This is a genomic window from Streptomyces sp. NPDC046727, assembly GCF_040645635.1.
Lineage (GTDB): Bacteria > Actinomycetota > Actinomycetes > Streptomycetales > Streptomycetaceae > Streptomyces.
This window is the reverse complement of sequence record NZ_JBEYYR010000035.1, coordinates 68,474-84,034: the sequence shown is the minus strand read 5'-3', so window position 1 is coordinate 84,034 and position 15,561 is coordinate 68,474. Positions and strand designations below refer to the sequence as shown.

16 protein-coding genes are annotated in these 15,561 nt (G+C 71.7%); 3 read left to right on the top strand and 13 right to left on the bottom strand.

Annotated elements, in window-relative coordinates; translation table 11 throughout:
* Position 1 precedes the first annotated feature (1 nt).
* On the bottom strand, positions 2-955 hold the full coding sequence (gene era, locus ABZ937_RS33165) for a GTPase Era (RefSeq protein WP_361697245.1): 954 nt from the start codon (positions 953-955) through the stop codon (positions 2-4).
* Between the two features lie 174 nt (positions 956-1,129).
* On the opposite strand from era, the gene ABZ937_RS33160 reads away from it, so the two are divergent.
* Positions 1,130-2,446: an ammonium transporter gene (locus tag ABZ937_RS33160; protein ID WP_361697243.1), complete on the top strand. Its 1,317-nt coding sequence runs from the start codon at positions 1,130-1,132 to the stop codon at positions 2,444-2,446.
* A complete protein-coding gene (locus ABZ937_RS33155; protein ID WP_361697241.1) occupies positions 2,443-2,781 on the top strand; it encodes a P-II family nitrogen regulator in 339 nt (112 codons plus the stop codon). The genes ABZ937_RS33160 and ABZ937_RS33155 overlap by 4 nt, the downstream gene beginning before the upstream one ends.
* Here the strand turns inward: ABZ937_RS33155 and ABZ937_RS33150 are convergent.
* The 5 genes from ABZ937_RS33150 to ABZ937_RS33130 all read right to left on the bottom strand — a co-directional run bounded on the left by ABZ937_RS33150 (position 2,675) and on the right by ABZ937_RS33130 (position 7,115).
* On the bottom strand, positions 2,675-3,697 hold the full coding sequence (locus ABZ937_RS33150; protein WP_361697239.1) for a DUF916 domain-containing protein: 1,023 nt from the start codon (positions 3,695-3,697) through the stop codon (positions 2,675-2,677). The genes ABZ937_RS33155 and ABZ937_RS33150 overlap by 107 nt on opposite strands.
* 59 nt (positions 3,698-3,756) lie before the next feature.
* Positions 3,757-5,085 carry a beta-xylosidase gene (locus tag ABZ937_RS33145; protein WP_361697237.1) on the bottom strand — a complete coding sequence of 443 codons (1,329 nt, stop codon included), beginning with the start codon at positions 5,083-5,085 and terminating at the stop codon, positions 3,757-3,759.
* A 151-nt stretch (positions 5,086-5,236) separates the two neighbouring features.
* Positions 5,237-5,713, bottom strand: coding sequence for a hypothetical protein (locus ABZ937_RS33140; RefSeq protein WP_361697235.1), 477 nt, complete (start codon positions 5,711-5,713; stop codon positions 5,237-5,239).
* 198 nt (positions 5,714-5,911) lie between these two features.
* On the bottom strand, positions 5,912-6,265 hold the full coding sequence (locus tag ABZ937_RS33135) for a cytidine deaminase (protein WP_361697233.1): 354 nt from the start codon (positions 6,263-6,265) through the stop codon (positions 5,912-5,914).
* A gap of 28 nt (positions 6,266-6,293) precedes the next feature.
* The gene (locus ABZ937_RS33130) at positions 6,294-7,115 is read right to left on the bottom strand and encodes a helix-turn-helix transcriptional regulator (protein WP_361697289.1); all 822 of its coding nucleotides are present in this window, start codon (positions 7,113-7,115) and stop codon (positions 6,294-6,296) included.
* A gap of 148 nt (positions 7,116-7,263) precedes the next feature.
* Here ABZ937_RS33130 and ABZ937_RS33125 point away from each other — a divergent pair, with 148 nt between their 5' ends.
* The gene (locus tag ABZ937_RS33125) at positions 7,264-8,706 is read left to right on the top strand and encodes an MFS transporter (protein ID WP_361697231.1); all 1,443 of its coding nucleotides are present in this window, start codon (positions 7,264-7,266) and stop codon (positions 8,704-8,706) included.
* Here ABZ937_RS33125 and ABZ937_RS33120 read toward each other — a convergent pair.
* The 7 genes from ABZ937_RS33120 to ABZ937_RS33090 all read right to left on the bottom strand — a co-directional run bounded on the left by ABZ937_RS33120 (position 8,668) and on the right by ABZ937_RS33090 (position 15,461).
* Positions 8,668-9,027, bottom strand: coding sequence for an MmcQ/YjbR family DNA-binding protein (locus tag ABZ937_RS33120; RefSeq protein ID WP_361697229.1), 360 nt, complete (start codon positions 9,025-9,027; stop codon positions 8,668-8,670). The genes ABZ937_RS33125 and ABZ937_RS33120 overlap by 39 nt on opposite strands.
* The gene (locus tag ABZ937_RS33115) at positions 9,024-10,325 is read right to left on the bottom strand and encodes a hemolysin family protein (protein WP_361697227.1); all 1,302 of its coding nucleotides are present in this window, start codon (positions 10,323-10,325) and stop codon (positions 9,024-9,026) included. The genes ABZ937_RS33120 and ABZ937_RS33115 overlap by 4 nt, the downstream gene beginning before the upstream one ends.
* A 7-nt stretch (positions 10,326-10,332) precedes the next feature.
* Positions 10,333-10,830, bottom strand: coding sequence for an rRNA maturation RNase YbeY (gene ybeY / locus ABZ937_RS33110; RefSeq protein ID WP_361697225.1), 498 nt, complete (start codon positions 10,828-10,830; stop codon positions 10,333-10,335).
* Positions 10,831-10,845: 15 nt separating this feature from the next.
* Positions 10,846-11,916: a PhoH family protein gene (locus tag ABZ937_RS33105; protein WP_361697223.1), complete on the bottom strand. Its 1,071-nt coding sequence runs from the start codon at positions 11,914-11,916 to the stop codon at positions 10,846-10,848.
* Between the two features lie 130 nt (positions 11,917-12,046).
* The gene (locus ABZ937_RS33100) at positions 12,047-13,189 is read right to left on the bottom strand and encodes a PfkB family carbohydrate kinase (protein ID WP_361697287.1); all 1,143 of its coding nucleotides are present in this window, start codon (positions 13,187-13,189) and stop codon (positions 12,047-12,049) included.
* Between the two features lie 89 nt (positions 13,190-13,278).
* On the bottom strand, positions 13,279-14,568 hold the full coding sequence (locus tag ABZ937_RS33095; protein ID WP_361697221.1) for a glucarate dehydratase family protein: 1,290 nt from the start codon (positions 14,566-14,568) through the stop codon (positions 13,279-13,281).
* Positions 14,565-15,461: a 5-dehydro-4-deoxyglucarate dehydratase gene (locus tag ABZ937_RS33090; protein WP_361697285.1), complete on the bottom strand. Its 897-nt coding sequence runs from the start codon at positions 15,459-15,461 to the stop codon at positions 14,565-14,567. Before ABZ937_RS33090 ends, ABZ937_RS33095 begins: the two co-directional genes overlap by 4 nt.
* Positions 15,462-15,561: the final 100 nt, after the last annotated feature.

The window sequence follows — 15,561 nt, the reverse complement described above, 5'->3', positions numbered from 1 at the left end:
GCTAGAAGCCCAGGCGGCGGAGCTGCTTCGGGTCCCGCTGCCAGTCCTTGGCCACCTTCACGTGCAGGTCCAGGAAGACCGGCGTGCCCAGTAGCGCCTCGATGTGCTTGCGGGACTTGATGCCGACCTCCTTCAGGCGCTTGCCCTTGGGGCCGATGATGATGCCCTTCTGGCTGGGGCGCTCGATGTAGACGTTGGCGTGGATGTCGAGGAGGGGCCTGTCCGCGGGGCGGTCCTCGCGGGGGAGCATCTCCTCCACCACCACCGCGATGGAGTGCGGCAGCTCGTCCCGGACGCCCTCCAGCGCCGCCTCGCGGATCAGCTCCGCGATCATGACCTGCTCGGGCTCGTCCGTGAGGTCACCCTCGGGGTAGAGGGCCGGACCCTCCGGCAGCATCGGGATCAGCAGGTCCGCCAGCAGGTCGACCTGCTTGTTCGCGGTCGCCGACACCGGGACGATCTGCGCCCACTCGATGCCCAGCTCCTTGCCCAGCTGGTCGATCGCGATCAGCTGCTCGGCCAGGGCCTTGGAGTCGACGAGGTCCGTCTTCGTGACGATGGCGACCTTCGGGGACTTCTTGATCCCCGCCAGCTCCTTCGCGATGAAGCGGTCGCCGGGGCCGATCTTCTCGTTCGCGGGAAGACAGAAGCCGATCACGTCGACCTCGGCCCAGGTCGTGCGCACCACGTCGTTCAGGCGCTCGCCGAGCAGCGTGCGCGGTTTGTGGAGCCCCGGGGTGTCCACCAGGATCAGCTGGGCGTCGGGCCGGTGCACGATGCCGCGCACCGTGTGCCGCGTGGTCTGCGGCTGGTTCGCGGTGATCGCCACCTTCTGCCCGACCAGAGCGTTCGTGAGGGTGGACTTGCCCGCGTTGGGGCGGCCCACGAAGCAGGCGAAGCCGGCGCGGTGGACGGTCTCGGCCGGCTGCTCGGATGACGGGGTACGAACGCTCATGGCGTTCATTGTCCCTGATCCACGAAGCTCCGCCGCACAACCCCGGCGCACACCGCTTCCCGTGAGCTTCCGGAAACCCGCGCGCAACGAAACGCCACGGAAACACACCCGTACGCGACCGGAAACGCACACCGGTGACTCTCTGACGCAGCCCCCACACCGTTGGAGACGCCCGTGACCCTCGCCGCCGCTCATGTGAACACCGGCGACACCGCCTGGCTGCTCGCCGCGACCGCCCTCGTCCTGCTGATGACCCCGGGCCTCGCCCTGTTCTACGGCGGCATGGTCCGCACGAAGAGCGTCCTCAACATGCTGATGATGAGCTTCGTGTCGATCGCCCTGGTGACGGTGGTGTGGCTGGCGGCCGGGTACTCCCTCGCCTTCGGTGACGACATCGGCGGCGGCCTGATCGGCGGGCTGGAGCAGGCCGGCATGCGCGGCCTCGGCCCGGACAGCGTCCACGGCACGGTCCCCACCGCCCTCTTCGCCACCTTCCAGCTGACCTTCGCGATCATCACGGCGGCGCTGATCAGCGGCGCGGTCGCCGACCGCACGAAATTCTCGGCGTGGCTGGTCTTCGTACCCCTGTGGACGCTCCTCGTATACGTTCCGGTGACCCACTGGGTGTGGGGCCCGGGTGGCTGGATCCTGGAGAAGCTGGGCGCGCTCGACTTCGCCGGCGGTCTGCCCGTCGAGATCACCTCCGGTGCCTCGGGTCTCGCCCTGTGCCTCGTCCTCGGACCGCGGCTCGGTTTCAAGAAGGACGCCATGCGTCCGCACAACCTGCCGATGGTGGTCCTCGGCGCCGGTCTGCTCTGGTTCGGCTGGTTCGGCTTCAACGCGGGCTCCGCGCTCGGCGCGAACGGCCTCGCCGCCGCCGCGTTCCTGAACACCCTCGCCGCCGGCTGCACCGGTCTGCTCGGCTGGCTCTTCGTCGAGCAGCGGCGCGACGGCCACCCCACCACCCTGGGCGCCGCGTCCGGCGCGGTGGCCGGTCTCGTCGCGATCACCCCGTCCTGCGGCACGGTCTCCCTGCTCGGCGCCCTGGTCGTGGGCCTCGCCGCCGGTGTCGTCTGCTCGTACGCCGTGAGCTGGAAGTTCAAGCTGAACTACGACGACTCCCTGGACGTCGTCGGCGTCCACCTGGTCGGCGGGATCATCGGCACCCTGCTGATCGGCCTGTTCGCCCAGAAGGCGATGACCGGCGGCACGGAGGGCCTCCTCTACGGCGGCGGCCTCGCCCCGCTCGGCAGGCAGCTGCTCGCCGTGGTCGTCGTGGCGGTGTACGCCTTCGCGGTGACGTACGGTCTCGGCAAGCTGCTCGACAAGGTGCTGGGCTTCCGGGCGAGCGAGGAGCAGGAGCACACCGGCCTGGACCTTACGGTGCACGCCGAGACCGCATACGATCACGGCGTCCTGGGCCACGGCGCCCCGGTCTCCCACTCCGTCCTCAGCACAGCCAGCACGCAGAAGGTCGACACCCAGGCATGAAGCTCATCACCGCGATCGTCAAGCCGTACCGTCTGGACGCCGTCAAGACCGCCCTGCAGGAGCTGGGCGTGCACGGTCTGACCGTCACCGAGGCCAGCGGCTACGGCCGGCAGCGCGGCCACACCGAGGTGTACCGGGGGGCCGAGTACCGGGTCGACCTGGTGCCGAAGGTGCGTATCGAGGTCGTGGTGGAGGACGCCGTCGCCGACGGTGTGATCGACGCGATCGTCAGTGCCGCGCAGACGGGGAAGATCGGGGACGGGAAGGTGTGGGCCGTTCCCGTGGAGACGGTCGTCCGGGTACGGACCGGCGAGCGCGGACCCGACGCGCTCTGAGCAGCAGCGCCCCGGTCGCCACGCCGGCGGCGAACACCAGCGCCACCGGCAGCCAGGGCAGCGCGAGGAAGGAGGCGCTCGCCGCCTCCCGGGTGCCCTGGGCGCGCGCGGTGAGCGTCACGTCGCTCCGGTCGAACTGGGGTGCCCCGCGCCAGGTCTCGGTGAGCCGCACCTTCTGCCCCGGCAGCAGTTCCGCGGGCACCCGGGTCAGCTTCCGGTCGAGCAGCGCCCGGCCGAACAGCCCGCGCGCTGTCAGCTCCACCTCGGGGCTGAGGGTGACGTTCCCGGTGTTGCGCAGGGTGTAGGAGATGGTCGCCGTGCTGTCGCCGAGACCCGGGATCAGCGGCTGGTGGTGGCTGATGTGCACCTGCCCGACGGAGAGCGCGGGGAGTGCGGGCCCGCCGACGCGGAGGTAGACGCGGGCGCCGACGGCCCGTTGCACCCCGAGCGCCAGCCTGCCGCTTCCGGGGTCGACCCGCTCGTCGAGGGCGACGACGGCGCCCGGATGGTCGCCGGGCTCGGCGTCTTCCGGGACGCGCAGGGTGAAGGGCACGGTGACGGTCCGGTGGCCGGGCACGGTGATCCGGGACTTCGCGGGCTTCGCCCAGGCGCCCACTCCGCGCATCCGCTCCTTCAGCGTCCGCACGGCGAAGCCGCCGTCCCGGGCGGTGTTGTAGGCGTCGGCCGCGTACAGCCGGAAGGTGAGCGGACTCCCTGTCCTGTTCTGGACGGCGACCTTGTCGGTGAGGGTCTGGCCGGGCTCGGCGGAGAGGGTGAAGTAGGGCCGGGCGGCGATCTCGGAGGCTACCGGGTAGACGGACCAGCTGCCGTTGTCGGCGGCCCGGGCGGTTCCCGTCGGCAGGCCGAGGAGCAGGAGCAGGGGGATCAGGCTCAGGAGGACGTACGGCTTGCGCATGGGTGCGGACCCCCAGGGACGAGGGACAGGGGAACGGGCGGGTGCGGACGCCCGTACGCTCAGGTGAGCGTCAGCGTGAGCACGCCGGAGTACGCGCCAGGAGGCGTGAACGCCGGTACGTCCAGGGCGAGCCCGGCGTCGACGGTGAACTCGCCGCCGGTGAGCGTGCCGTTCGGGGTGGACGCGAGGGTCGCTCCCGAGCTGCCCACAGTGCCCGCCGAACCGGCCTTGCAGGTGCTGGGGCTGCCCGCCTTGGTCGCGCAGGCCGGCGTCCAGCTCAGCTTCCCGGCGTCGATCTTGGCGCCGGGTCCGGTGAAGTCGGTGACCTTGCCGGTCAGGGACCAGCCCGCGGGTCCGCCGCGGAAGTCCTTGACGGTCACCGTGTTGAGGCGGCCGTTCGAGGCCCCGCCCCGGCCGAAGTCGACCGCCGACAGGGCGACGGAGTCCCCGGCCTGGGACATGGACAGGGTGCCCGCCTTGACGGTGGTGGTCAGCTTCTGGCTGCCGGCCGGGACGGGTGTGTTGTCGTTGACGACGTAGGCCGCGGGCCCGGCGCCCTTGTCCGCGTTCCAGGAGCTGCCCTCGTAGGCCACGATCCCGGTCGTCGTCCTGTCTTTGACGACGAGGGAGCCGCTGAAGGAGCCCTGGGCGTTCGCGGTCACGGTCGCGGTGTCCGCGGTCTGCGTGCCCCCGGCCCGCCCGGCCAGGGTGACGGTCGCGCCCGGCGTGAAGTTGCTGCCGCTGACCGTGACGCCGGCGCCGGGGTCACCGGAGGCCGAACTCAGCGAGATGGCACGGGTGTTGGCGGGGGTGCCGTCGGTCGCGGTGACGGACTCCGAGACCGGGGCGGGCGGGGTGATGACCGTGCAGGGGGTGTCCAGCTCCAGGATGTAGCTGGTGTGGATGTTGTAGTCGCCGGGCGAGAGGGTGATCTTCCCGGCCTTGGTGACGGTGAACGTGCCGGTCATGGAGAAGGACGGGAAGGCGGCCTTCCCCGGCACCGGCGGGTTCTTCTTCGGGCCGGTGACGGTGACGTCACCGCTCTGGGCGCCGCCGAGCGTCACCTTCCCCGTCGGGGTCATGATGTCGGCCGGCAGGGCCAGGTCGGTGGGGTTGCTGGCGGCGGCCGTGACCACGGTGTAGGTCACGGTGACCGTGTCGCCGACCTTGGGACTGGTGTTGTCCACCGACACGTTCGCGGTGGTGGTGCCGTCGATCGGCGGGATGCCCGCGACGGCCGGCGGAATGCAGTGCGTGGCGAAGTCCACGTTCGTGCCGGCGGCGCCGGCCGGACAGGCCAGCGCGCCGCCCGCGGTGACCGCGAGGGCGGTCGACCCGAGCAGTGACGCCCAGCGCCACCGTCGGGCTCTTCGGGGTGTCGAACCCATGGGCCCCCTCCTGAGGGTTGCGGGCGCAGCGGCTCATCTGCGCCGACAGGGGGCATTGATGTGGAGCGGGGGTGAGAAGTCAATGGAGATGCCGCAGAAATCTGACTGATCATCAGTTTCTGCGGCATCCGGAACACATCACTCAGTTCGGTCAGTCGAAGACGAACGGGCCGGGCGACTGCTTGGCGGAGGCCTTGCAGGTCACGGTGACCCCGAAGATCACCATCTTCAGTGAGCCGCCGTACGCCTCCAGGCTGTCACCGGAGGCCACGGTGCCGGGGAGGGGGCCGACGCTGACCGCGGCGCCGCTGGCCATGGCCGGGTTCTTCGTCCCGGTGAAGACGGTGGTGCCGCCGCTCGCCTTGACCAGGGTGAGCGTGGAGGTGATCGAGTCCTGGGCCACCGCGACCGGCGCCTTGATCGCGGTGGAGGTGAGGGTGACGGTGGCCGAGGTGCCGCTCTGGGTGGCGGTGAGCGTGGCCGCACCGCCGCCGAAGATGCCGCAGCTCGCGTTGATGGTCGCCGACTGGGGAGTGACGGCGGCCGCGGTGGGCGCGAAGGCGAGTCCGGTGACCGCGAGGGCCCCGGCGGCCAGTGCCGCACCTGTTGCCGTGCGCTTGCCTCTCATGGGGATCCGCTTCCCTTTCCGTGTGGGGCGAGTGCCATGTGGGGGACGGCCGACGGGCGGGGAGGCCTGCGCAGGCGGGTGCGGGCGCACTGCACGGCGGTGCGGATCTGACGGTCCGTCGGGACGTATGGCCCCATTGATGCGCGACAGCAGGAACCCAACAAGGTTGAATTCCAGCCGACCTTTTGTTCGGTCGGTTCAGCCGGCGGAGACGGTGGCCCGCACGGTCCCGTCGGGCGAGGCCAGCAGCACCGGCGTCCCGGACCCGCCGAGGTCGGCGACGGCGGCCAGGTCCTCGGCCGGCAGCGCCTCCGCCTCGCTCACCACGGCCGCCGCCTCCAACGACGCGGCCCCCGAGGCCACGGCCATGGCGACAGCCGTACGCAACGCGCTGAGCTTCAGCGAAGCGAGCTCCACCGACCCGGCGACATACGTGCGCCCGGTCTCGTCCCGTACGGCCGCCCCCTCGGGCACGCCGTTGCGCGCCCGCGCGGAACGGGCCAGGGTGACGATCTTGCGGTCCTCGGGGTCAAGCGCGTTGCTCTCGGTCATGCCCAGAGCATACGAAGCCACGGCGGGTTCACCCCGCCACGGGGTACATGGCGCCCCGCCGGCCCTCGGGAGAGGCCAGCCACTCCAGTTTCGCCGCGGTGTTCGCCTCGTCCAGCGGGGTGTGGAGCACGATCATCAGATCGGGCCGGGCCGGCACCTTCAGCGCGGTCGACTCCACGACCAGCAGCCCGACCAGCGGATGGTCCAGCTCCTTGCGGATCTGCCCCTGTTCCTCGATGTCCCGCTCGGCCCACAGCGCCACGAACTCGGGGCTGCGCGCCGACGCCTCGGCGAGCACCGCCCGGAACCCCTCGTCGTCCGGCCGGGCCGCGCAGGCGGCCCGGAACTGCGCCACGACCGTCCGCGCGTTCTCCTCCCAGCTGCCGCTCCGCGACCGGTACAGCGGATCGACGAAGAAGTCGACCAGGCAGTTCTGGGTGTTCTCCGGCCGCATCCCGAGCACGAGCGCCGCCGCGTCGTTGTACATCACGCAGTTGTAGTACGCGTCCATGATGTGCGCCGGATACGGCATCCACGTGTCGATCAGCCGCCGCAGCCCCTCGCACATGTCCCGCCGGTCGGGGACGATCTCGGGCGTCGGCGGGTTCAGCCCGGCCAGCAGATACAGGTGCCGGCGTTCGGCGTCGCTGAGCCGGAGCACCCGGGCGACGGCGTCGAGGACCTGCGGGGAGACGGAGATGTCCCGCCCCTGCTCCAGCCACTGGTACCAGGAGGCGCCCACCCCGGCGAGCACGGCGACCTCCTCCCGGCGAAGCCCCGGCGTACGGCGCCGGCCGCCGCCGCCCGGCAGTCCGGCCTCCTCGGGACTGACCCGGGCCCGCCGGCTCATCAGGAACTCTCGCAGCTCGCTCCGCCGTTGGCTCTTCGCCGCCTCCGCAGCAGGCACGTCCCGCTCCTCCCCCGTCGTGTCTGGTGGTGCCACCACCACCATAAGTTGCGACTCCCCAGCCGTATTCCGATCGCCGGATGCTCGACGCATGGCGATCGACACCACCACCACCCCACCGTCCGCTTCCACGGGCGAACCGCTCGGCAACCCCCGGCTGTCGACGCGCGACAAGCTCGTCCTGTTCGTCCTGTGCGCGGCCCAGTTCATGGTCGCGCTCGACTTCTCCGTCCTCAACGTGGCGCTGCCCGATCTCGGCCGCGACCTCGGCATGAGCCAGTCCGCCCTGCAGTGGGCGGTCACCGCGTTCGCGCTGCCGTCCGGCGGTTTCCTGCTCCTCTTCGGCCGCATCGGCGACCTGTACGGCCGCCGCCGACTGTTCCTGACCGGCCTGGCCCTGTTCGGCGCGGCCTCGCTGCTGGCCACCCTGGCCTGGGACCCGGCGTCCTTCCTCGCCGGACGCGCGCTGCAGGGCCTCGCCGCGGCGGCGATCGTGCCGACCGGCATGTCCCTGCTGACCACCACGTTCCCGGAGGGCCCGGCCCGGGACCGCGCCCTCGGCATCTCCGGCACGCTGCTGTCCCTGGGCTTCACCGTCGGCATGATCGCGGGCGGGGTGCTGACGGACACGCTCGGCTGGCGCTCCACGATGGCCCTGCTCACGGTGTTCGCCGTGATCGTCCTGCCGCTCGCGCCCGGCCTGCTGCCGGAGTCGCGCACCCCGGACCGCCCGCGCCTGGACGTGCCCGGCGCGGTCACCGTCACCGCCGGCCTGCTGTCCCTGATCTACGCCCTGTCCACGGCCGCCGACCACGGCTTCGGCCGCGCGGACGTCATCGCGGCGCTGGTCGCCGGCCTCCTGCTGCTGACCGCGTTCACCGTGATCGAGTCCCGCTCGGCGGCGCCCCTGGTCTCGCTGCCCATGCTGCGCCGCCGCACGGTGGCCTGGGGCAATCTGGGTGGTCTGGTCACCTTCTCGATGATGTCGACGGTGATCTTCGTACTGACCCTGTACCTGCAGGAGATCCTGCGTCTGTCGGCGTTCGAGACGGGCCTGGTCTTCGGCGTCCAGGGCATCCTGTCGGCCGTCGCCGGCACCCTCGCGGCCAAGGTCATCGGCCGGTTCGGCGCCCGCCGCACCCTGGTCGGCTCGCTGGCCGGTCAGGGCGCGCTGGTGGCGACCCTGCTCCTGCTGAACGCCCACACCTGGTCGGTGTGGCTCGCCACGGCCGCGGTGTCCCTGGCGAGCATGTGCCACCTGGGCGCGATCATCTCGTACGGGCTCACCGTCACCTCCGGTGTCCCGGACGAGGAGCAGGGCCTGGCCACCGGCCTGGTGACGTCCACCCAGCAGGTCGGCCTCACGGTCGGCATCCCGCTGCTGGGCGTGCTGGCCACCACCTCCGGCGACCTGCTGAGCGGGGCGCACACGGTCCTCGCCCTGGACGCGGCCATCGTGCTCGCCGCCGCCGTCCTGATCGGCCTCGGCCTCAGGTCACGGACGGTCGAGCCGCAGCCGCTCGGCACGCGGTAGACCGGCGACCACCAGGTCGTACGAGTCCTCGATCAGCTCCCGGACCAGCCGGTCCGGGAGCTGCGCGTCGACCGTCACGGTGTTCCAGTGCCGCTTGTTCATGTGGTAGCCGGGGGCGATCAGGCCCTCGTGCTCGCCGCGCAGCCGGACCGCGTCCTCCGGGTCGCACTTGAGGTTGACCGTCAGAGGCCGCGCGTCCAGCCTGCTCAGGGCGAACATCTTGCCCAGCACCTTGAAGACCGAGGTCTCCGGATTGAACGGGAAGTCCTCCACGACCGCGTTGAAGGACAGGCAGAAGGCGCGCAGCTCCTGGGGGGTCACTCGCGTTCGCCCTCCCCGGCGACGGGCCCGGGCACCGGCTCCACCAGCACCGTGACGATCTTGTTCCGGCGGCCGGCGGCGGCCTCCGCGGTGAGCCGCAGACGGCGCGCGTCGGGCAGTTCGACCTCGGCCCAGGCACCGGCGATGGGCACCCGGCCGAGCGCCTTGGCGAGCAGTCCGCCGACGGTCTCCACGTCCTCGTCGTCGTACTCCTCCAGGCCGTACAGCTCGCCGAGGTCGGTGATGTCCAGGCGGGCCGTGACCCGGAAGCGGTCGTCGCCGAGGTCCTCCACGGGCGGCAGTTCCCGGTCGTACTCGTCGGTGATCTCGCCGACGATCTCCTCCAGGATGTCCTCGATGGTGACGATGCCGGCGGTGCCGCCGTACTCGTCGATGACGACGGCGACGTGGTTGCGTTCCTTCTGCATCTCGCGCAGCAGGTCGCCGGCGTTCTTGGTGTCGGGCACGAAGACGGCCGGGCGCATGGCCGTGGACACCAGGTCGCTCTCCGCCTCGCGGCTGATGTGCGTCTTGCGGACCAGGTCCTTCAGGTACACGATCCCGACGATGTCGTCCTCGCTCTCGCCGGTGACCGGGATCCGGGAGAACCCGGAACGCAGGGCGAGGGTGAGGGCCTGCCGGATGGTCTTGTACCGCTCGATGACGACCAGGTCGGTGCGCGGCACCATCACCTCGCGGACCAGGGTGTCGCCCAGCTCGAAGACGGAGTGCACCATCCGGCGCTCCTCGTCCTCGATCAGCGACTCCTTCTCCGCGAGGTCGACCAGCGCGCGCAGCTCCGCCTCGGAGGCGAAGGGGCCGCGCCGGAAGCCCTTGCCGGGTGTCAGCGCGTTGCCGATGAGGATCAGCAGGGAGGGAACGGGCCCCATGATCCGGGCCAGCGGCAGCAGCACGTACGCCGCCACGGTCGCCGTGTTCAGGGGGTGCTGGCGGCCGATGGTGCGCGGGGAGACGCCGACGGCGACGTACGACACGAGCACCATCACGCCGATGGCGATCAGCAGGGCCTGCCAGGTGGCGGTGAACTCCTGCAGACAGGCGTACGTCACCAGGGCCGCGGCGGCCATCTCGCAGGCCACGCGGACCAGCAGGGCCACGTTCAGATAGCGGGTGGGGTCGGCGGCGACCTGGGCGAGCTTGGCGCCGCCCCGCCGTCCGGACTTCACGGCCTCCTCGGCGCGGAAGCTGGAGACGCGCGCGAGGCCCGCCTCCGCGCAGGCGGCGAGCCAGGCGACGACGACCAGCGCGATCGCGCCGACCACGATCTGCACGGACATGGGCGGCTTACGAGACGGTCGGCGCCGGGGAGGGCCCGGTCAGGCCGCGCTCGGCCCGCCACCCGTCCACGATGGCCGCCTGGAGCCCGAACATCTCGGCCTTCTCGTCGGGCTCCTCGTGGTCGTACCCCAGCAGGTGCAGCACTCCGTGGACGGTGAGCAGCTGGAGCTCCTCGTCCATGGAGTGCTGCGTCGGGGCTTCCGCCCCCTGCCTGGCGGCGACCTCCGGGCACAGCACGATGTCACCGAGCAGCCCCTGCGGCGGCTCGTCGTCGTCCTTGGACGGCGGGCGCAGCTCGTCCATCGGGAACGACATGACATCGGTCGGACCCGGCAGGTCCATCCACTGGATGTGCAGCTGCTCCATGGCGTCGGCGTCCACGACGATCACCGAGAGCTCGGAGAGCGGGTGGATGCGCATCCGCGCGAGCGCGTAGCGGGCGATGTCGAGGATCGCCTGCTCGTCTACCTCGGTGCCGGACTCGTTGTTGACGTCGATCGACATGGTGGTGCCGTGTCTCTACTTCCCCTTGTGCCCGGACCGGCCCCGGCCGCCCTTGTGGGTGCCGTTCTCGGTGCCGTGCTTGCTGTCGTACACCTCGTACGCGTCGACGATACGGCCCACCAGCTTGTGCCGTACGACATCGTGGGACGACAGCCGGGAGAAGTGGACGTCCTCCACGCCCTCCAGGATCTCCTGCACCTGCCGCAGACCGCTCTTGGTGCCGTTCGGCAGGTCGACCTGCGTCACGTCACCGGTGATCACGATCTTCGAGTCGAAGCCGAGGCGGGTGAGGAACATCTTCATCTGCTCGGGGCTCGTGTTCTGGGCCTCGTCCAGGATGATGAAGGCGTCGTTGAGCGTACGGCCGCGCATGTAGGCGAGCGGCGCGACCTCGATCGTCCCGGCCGCCATCAGGCGGGGGATCGAGTCCGGGTCGAGCATGTCGTGCAGCGCGTCGTACAGCGGGCGCAGGTAGGGGTCGATCTTCTCGTAGAGCGTGCCGGGCAGGAAGCCGAGGCGCTCGCCCGCCTCCACGGCCGGCCGCGTCAGGATGATCCGGTTGACCTGCTTGGACTGGAGGGCCTGTACGGCCTTGGCCATGGCCAGGTAGGTCTTGCCGGTACCGGCGGGGCCGATGCCGAAGACGATCGTGTGCTTGTCGATCGCGTCGACGTACCGCTTCTGGTTGAGGGTCTTGGGGCGGATCGTGCGGCCACGCGAGGACAGGATGTTCTGCGTCAGCACCTGCGCCGGGGTCTCGGGCCCGTCGCTCGTCCCGTTCTCGCTCGCCTTGAGCATGGCGATCGAGCGTTCCACTGCGTCCTCCGTCATCGGTTGCCCGGTGCGGAGCACCAGCATCATCTCGTCGAACACGCGCGAGATCAGGGCGACATCGGCCGGATCGCCGACCGCGCTGATCTCATTGCCCCGGACATGGATGTCGGCCGCCGGGAATGCCTTCTCTATCACGCGCAGGAGGGAGTCACCGGAACCCAGCACGGTCACCATGGGGTGCTGGGCGGGGACGGTGAGCTGCGCTCGTGCCTGCTCCTGCGCGGGGGTGTGAGCTGTGGGTGTCTGAGTCATGGGCCGGCGCTTAAGGCCTGCGCTTCCTCCTCGTCACGGCCGCGTAGCTGAGGGCGGCCTCGCGCTATCAAGAGTACGACGGGGGGCTGACAAGCCCGTAGGGCTTTTCATCGGACCGCTGCCGGGCCGCTCAGCCGGACCGGCGGAACCCGATGGTCGGCACGGCCCTCCGCAAGGGCCAGGGCCGGTCCAGTTCCTCCGGCACCAGCCCCTCCAGGAACGCGTACCGCTGCAACGCCCTCGGTTCCTGCCCGGGAAGGGACTGCACGCGCCGCCACCACGCCCCGATCTCCGACCACCCCGGCGCGGACAGCGACCCCCCGAACTCCTGCACCGACAGCGCGGCCGTGAGCCCGGCGAAGGCCAGCCGGTCGGCCAGCGGCCAGCCCGCCAGGGACCCTGTCACGAACCCGGCGACGAACACGTCCCCCGCCCCCGTGGGGTCCAGCGCCTCCACCGCGATGGCCGGCACCTCCGCCGTCTCCCCGGTCCGCCGGTCCACGGCGTACGCCCCCTGGGCCCCGAGGGTCACCACGGCCACCGGCACGTACTCGGTCAGGGCGTGCGCGGCGAGCCGCGGGCAGTCGGCGCCGGTGTACCGCTTCGCCTCCTCCGCGTTGGGCAGGAACGCCTCGCAGTGCTCCAGGTCGGCGAGGCCGGCGAGGTCCCACGCGCCCGTCTCGTCCCAGCCGACGTCGGCGAAGATGCGGGTTCCGGCGCGGGCAGCCCCTGCGATCCACGGCTCGCTGCGGCCCGGGGTGAGGGAGGCGACGGCGGCCCGCGCGCGGGGCGGGCGGACCGGGGCGCCGTCCTGGAGGAACACGCCCGCCGGCGGCGGCTCGTGCCCGTGGGAGACCATGGTCCGCTCGCCCTCGTAGGCCATGGAGACGGTCACCGGGGAGTGCCAGCCGGGCACGGTCCGCGACGCCGAGAGGTCGATGCCCTCGCCCTGCTCCAGCGCGTCCCAGCAGTACTCGCCGTAGTGGTCGTCGCCGAAGGCCGCGGCGAGGGCGGTCCGCAGGCCGAGCCGGGCCAGGGCGGTGGCCATGTTGGCGACGCCGCCGGGGCTGGAGCCCATGCCCCGGGCCCAGGACTCGGTGCCGCGCACCGGCGCCGAGTCCAGTCCGGTGAAGATGATGTCGAGGAAGACGGTGCCGGTGAGATAGACGTCCCAGGGCGGGTCGCCGGGGGCGCGCAGCGCGGCGAGCGGGTCGACCTGGGTCTGGCAGCGCGCTGCCTGGGTGAGGTGGTCCGGTTCCTCTCCGGTGAGAATGTGCGACGGCGTCACGGTGCGCTCCCTGGCGTGGTGCGGTTCTGGCCAGTGTGCACCAGGTCACGCACCGGGATCCCGTGCGGCGCCGGTCACCAGCGGGGCATCACCGGTGTCCGCCAGTCCGGTTGGGCCGCCCGCATCGCCGCCGCGTCGTCGCGGTCCCGCAGCGCGCCGTCGTCCTCGGCCCACCGCCGGTGCAGCCGGGCCAGTTCGTCCCGGTCCAGCTCGACGCCGAGGCCGGGCGCGTCGGACACCGCGACCCGGCCGTCCGTGAAGGCGATCCGCTCGGTGAGGACGTCCTCGGACTGCCAGGGGTAGTGCGAGTCGCAGGCGTGGTGCAGGCCCGGGACGGTGGCCGCCACCTGGGTCATCGCGGCGAGGCTGATGCCCAGGTGGGTGTTGGAGTGCATGGACACCCCGACCCCGAACGCGGCGCAGATCGCGGCGAGGTGCTGGGTGTTGCGCAGCCCGCCCCAGTAGTGGTGGTCGGAGAGCACGACCTGCACGGCGCCCCGCGTGAACGCCTCCCTGATCTCGCCGAAGGTGGTCACGCACATGTTCGTGGCGAGGGGGACCTCCGTGCCGGCGGCCACCTCGGCCATGGCCGGCGTGCCCAGCGTCGGGTCCTCCAGGTACTCCAGGACGTCCCCGAGTTCCTTCGCCACCTTCAGCGAGGTCGCGACGGACCAGGCGCCGTTGGGGTCGAGCCGCAGCGGGTGTCCGGGGAAGGCCTCGGCGAGGGCGCGGACGGCGGCGATCTCCTCCTCGGGCGGGAAGACCCCGCCCTTGAGCTTGAACGAGCCGAACCCGTGCCGCTCCTGGAGCACGCGCGCCTGCTCCACCACCCCGGCCGGGTCGAGCGCGGCACCCCACGCGTCCGGCTCGGCGGGGACGCCCGCCGGGTGTCCGGCCCACTTGTAGAAGAGGTAGGCGCTGTACTCGACCGCCTCCCGCACCTTGCCGCCCAGCAGCGCGTGCACGGGCAGCCCTAGCACCTTGCCCTGGGCGTCGAGACAGGCGACCTCGAAGGCGGACAGCACGGACAGCCGGAGCTTGTCGGCGGTCTGCACGCCCCGCAGCCCGCCGGCGTCCGCCTGCCCCTCGATCCGGGAGGCGTCCACGGCGAGGTCGATCCCGAACAGCCCGTTCACATCCATGACCGACCGTCCGACGAGCCGTTCGGCCAGCGACCGGGCCGGCTCCAGGTACTTGGTGTCGCCGTAGGTCTCGCCGAGCCCGGTGGTCCCGTCGGCGGTGACGATCTCCACGATCAGCCGGGGAGTGTACGGCTGGTGCACGCCCTGGGTGTTGAGCAGCGGCGGGTCGGCGACCAGGATCGGCGTCAGCCGTACCTCGGCGATGGTCAGGTCATGGGTCACAGGGAGGCTCCTACGAGGTCGAGTCCGGCGGTGAGGAGGGCCTTGAGGTCGGCGAGGTCGGCGGGCGAGGGGTCGGTGAGCGGGGCGCGCACGGGTCCGACGCGCTGACCGCGCAGCCGGGCCGCCGTCTTCACCAGGGACACGGCGTATCCGGGTACGCGGTCGCGGAGTTCGACGAACGGGACGTAGAACTCCCGCAGCAGCTTGTCGACGGTGCCGTGGTCGTCGTCGCGCAGGGCGGCGAAGAAGGCGCCGGCGATCTCGGGGGCGAAGGCGTGCACGGCCGAGGAGTAGGCGGGGACGCCGACGGTGGCGTAGGCGCGGGCCTGGATCTCGGCGGTGGCGGCGCCGTTGAAGAACAGGAAGCCGTCGGGGGCGGCGAGGGTGAGGCGCTGGAGCCGGTCCAGGTCGCTGTGGCCGTCCTTGAGGCCGATGACGTTCGGGGTGCGGGCGAGGCGGCGCAACGAGCCGACGGTGTAGGCGACCTGGCCGCGCTGGTAGGCGATCAGCGGCAGCCGGGTGCGGGCGGCGAGCCGTTCCAGCTGGGCGGCGAGGCCGTCCTGCGGGGCCTCGGTCAGATAGTGGGGCAGCACGAGCAGGGCGTCGGCGCCGGCCTCCTCGGCGATCCGGGCGAACCGGGCGGCCTGCGCCCAGCCGTATCCGGTGCCGGCCACCACGGGCACGCGCCCGTGTGCCTCCTCCACGGCGAGGGTGACGACGGTCCGGTACTCGTCCTCGTCCAGCGAGAAGAACTCGCCGGTGCCGCAGGCCGGGAAGAGGGCGCCGGGCCCGGCGGCGAGCCGGCCTTCGACATGGGCGCGGAAGCCGTCGGGATCGAGGGTGCCGTCGTCGTGGAAGGCGGTGAGCGGGAAGGACAGCACACCGCGCGCCATCCCCTCCCGCAGCCGCCGCGCCACGTCCTGCGGAGCCGGGTCGCCGCTCACTGGCCATCTCTCCTTATGAATACCGTCCACATATGAGAACAGAGGCTAG

Coding starts and splice junctions, on each gene's coding strand:
- era (WP_361697245.1), bottom strand. CDS start 955: ATGAGCGTTCGTACCCCGTCATCCGAGCAGCCGGCCGAGACCGTCCAC.
- ABZ937_RS33155 (WP_361697241.1), top strand. CDS start 2,443: ATGAAGCTCATCACCGCGATCGTCAAGCCGTACCGTCTGGACGCCGTC.
- ABZ937_RS33150 (WP_361697239.1), bottom strand. CDS start 3,697: ATGCGCAAGCCGTACGTCCTCCTGAGCCTGATCCCCCTGCTCCTGCTC.
- ABZ937_RS33145 (WP_361697237.1), bottom strand. CDS start 5,085: ATGGGTTCGACACCCCGAAGAGCCCGACGGTGGCGCTGGGCGTCACTG.
- ABZ937_RS33140 (WP_361697235.1), bottom strand. CDS start 5,713: ATGAGAGGCAAGCGCACGGCAACAGGTGCGGCACTGGCCGCCGGGGCC.
- ABZ937_RS33135 (WP_361697233.1), bottom strand. CDS start 6,265: ATGACCGAGAGCAACGCGCTTGACCCCGAGGACCGCAAGATCGTCACC.
- ABZ937_RS33130 (WP_361697289.1), bottom strand. CDS start 7,115: ATGAGCCGGCGGGCCCGGGTCAGTCCCGAGGAGGCCGGACTGCCGGGC.
- ABZ937_RS33125 (WP_361697231.1), top strand. CDS start 7,264: ATGGCGATCGACACCACCACCACCCCACCGTCCGCTTCCACGGGCGAA.
- ABZ937_RS33115 (WP_361697227.1), bottom strand. CDS start 10,325: ATGTCCGTGCAGATCGTGGTCGGCGCGATCGCGCTGGTCGTCGTCGCC.
- ybeY (WP_361697225.1), bottom strand. CDS start 10,830: ATGTCGATCGACGTCAACAACGAGTCCGGCACCGAGGTAGACGAGCAG.
- ABZ937_RS33105 (WP_361697223.1), bottom strand. CDS start 11,916: ATGACTCAGACACCCACAGCTCACACCCCCGCGCAGGAGCAGGCACGA.
- ABZ937_RS33090 (WP_361697285.1), bottom strand. CDS start 15,461: ATGGCGCGCGGTGTGCTGTCCTTCCCGCTCACCGCCTTCCACGACGAC.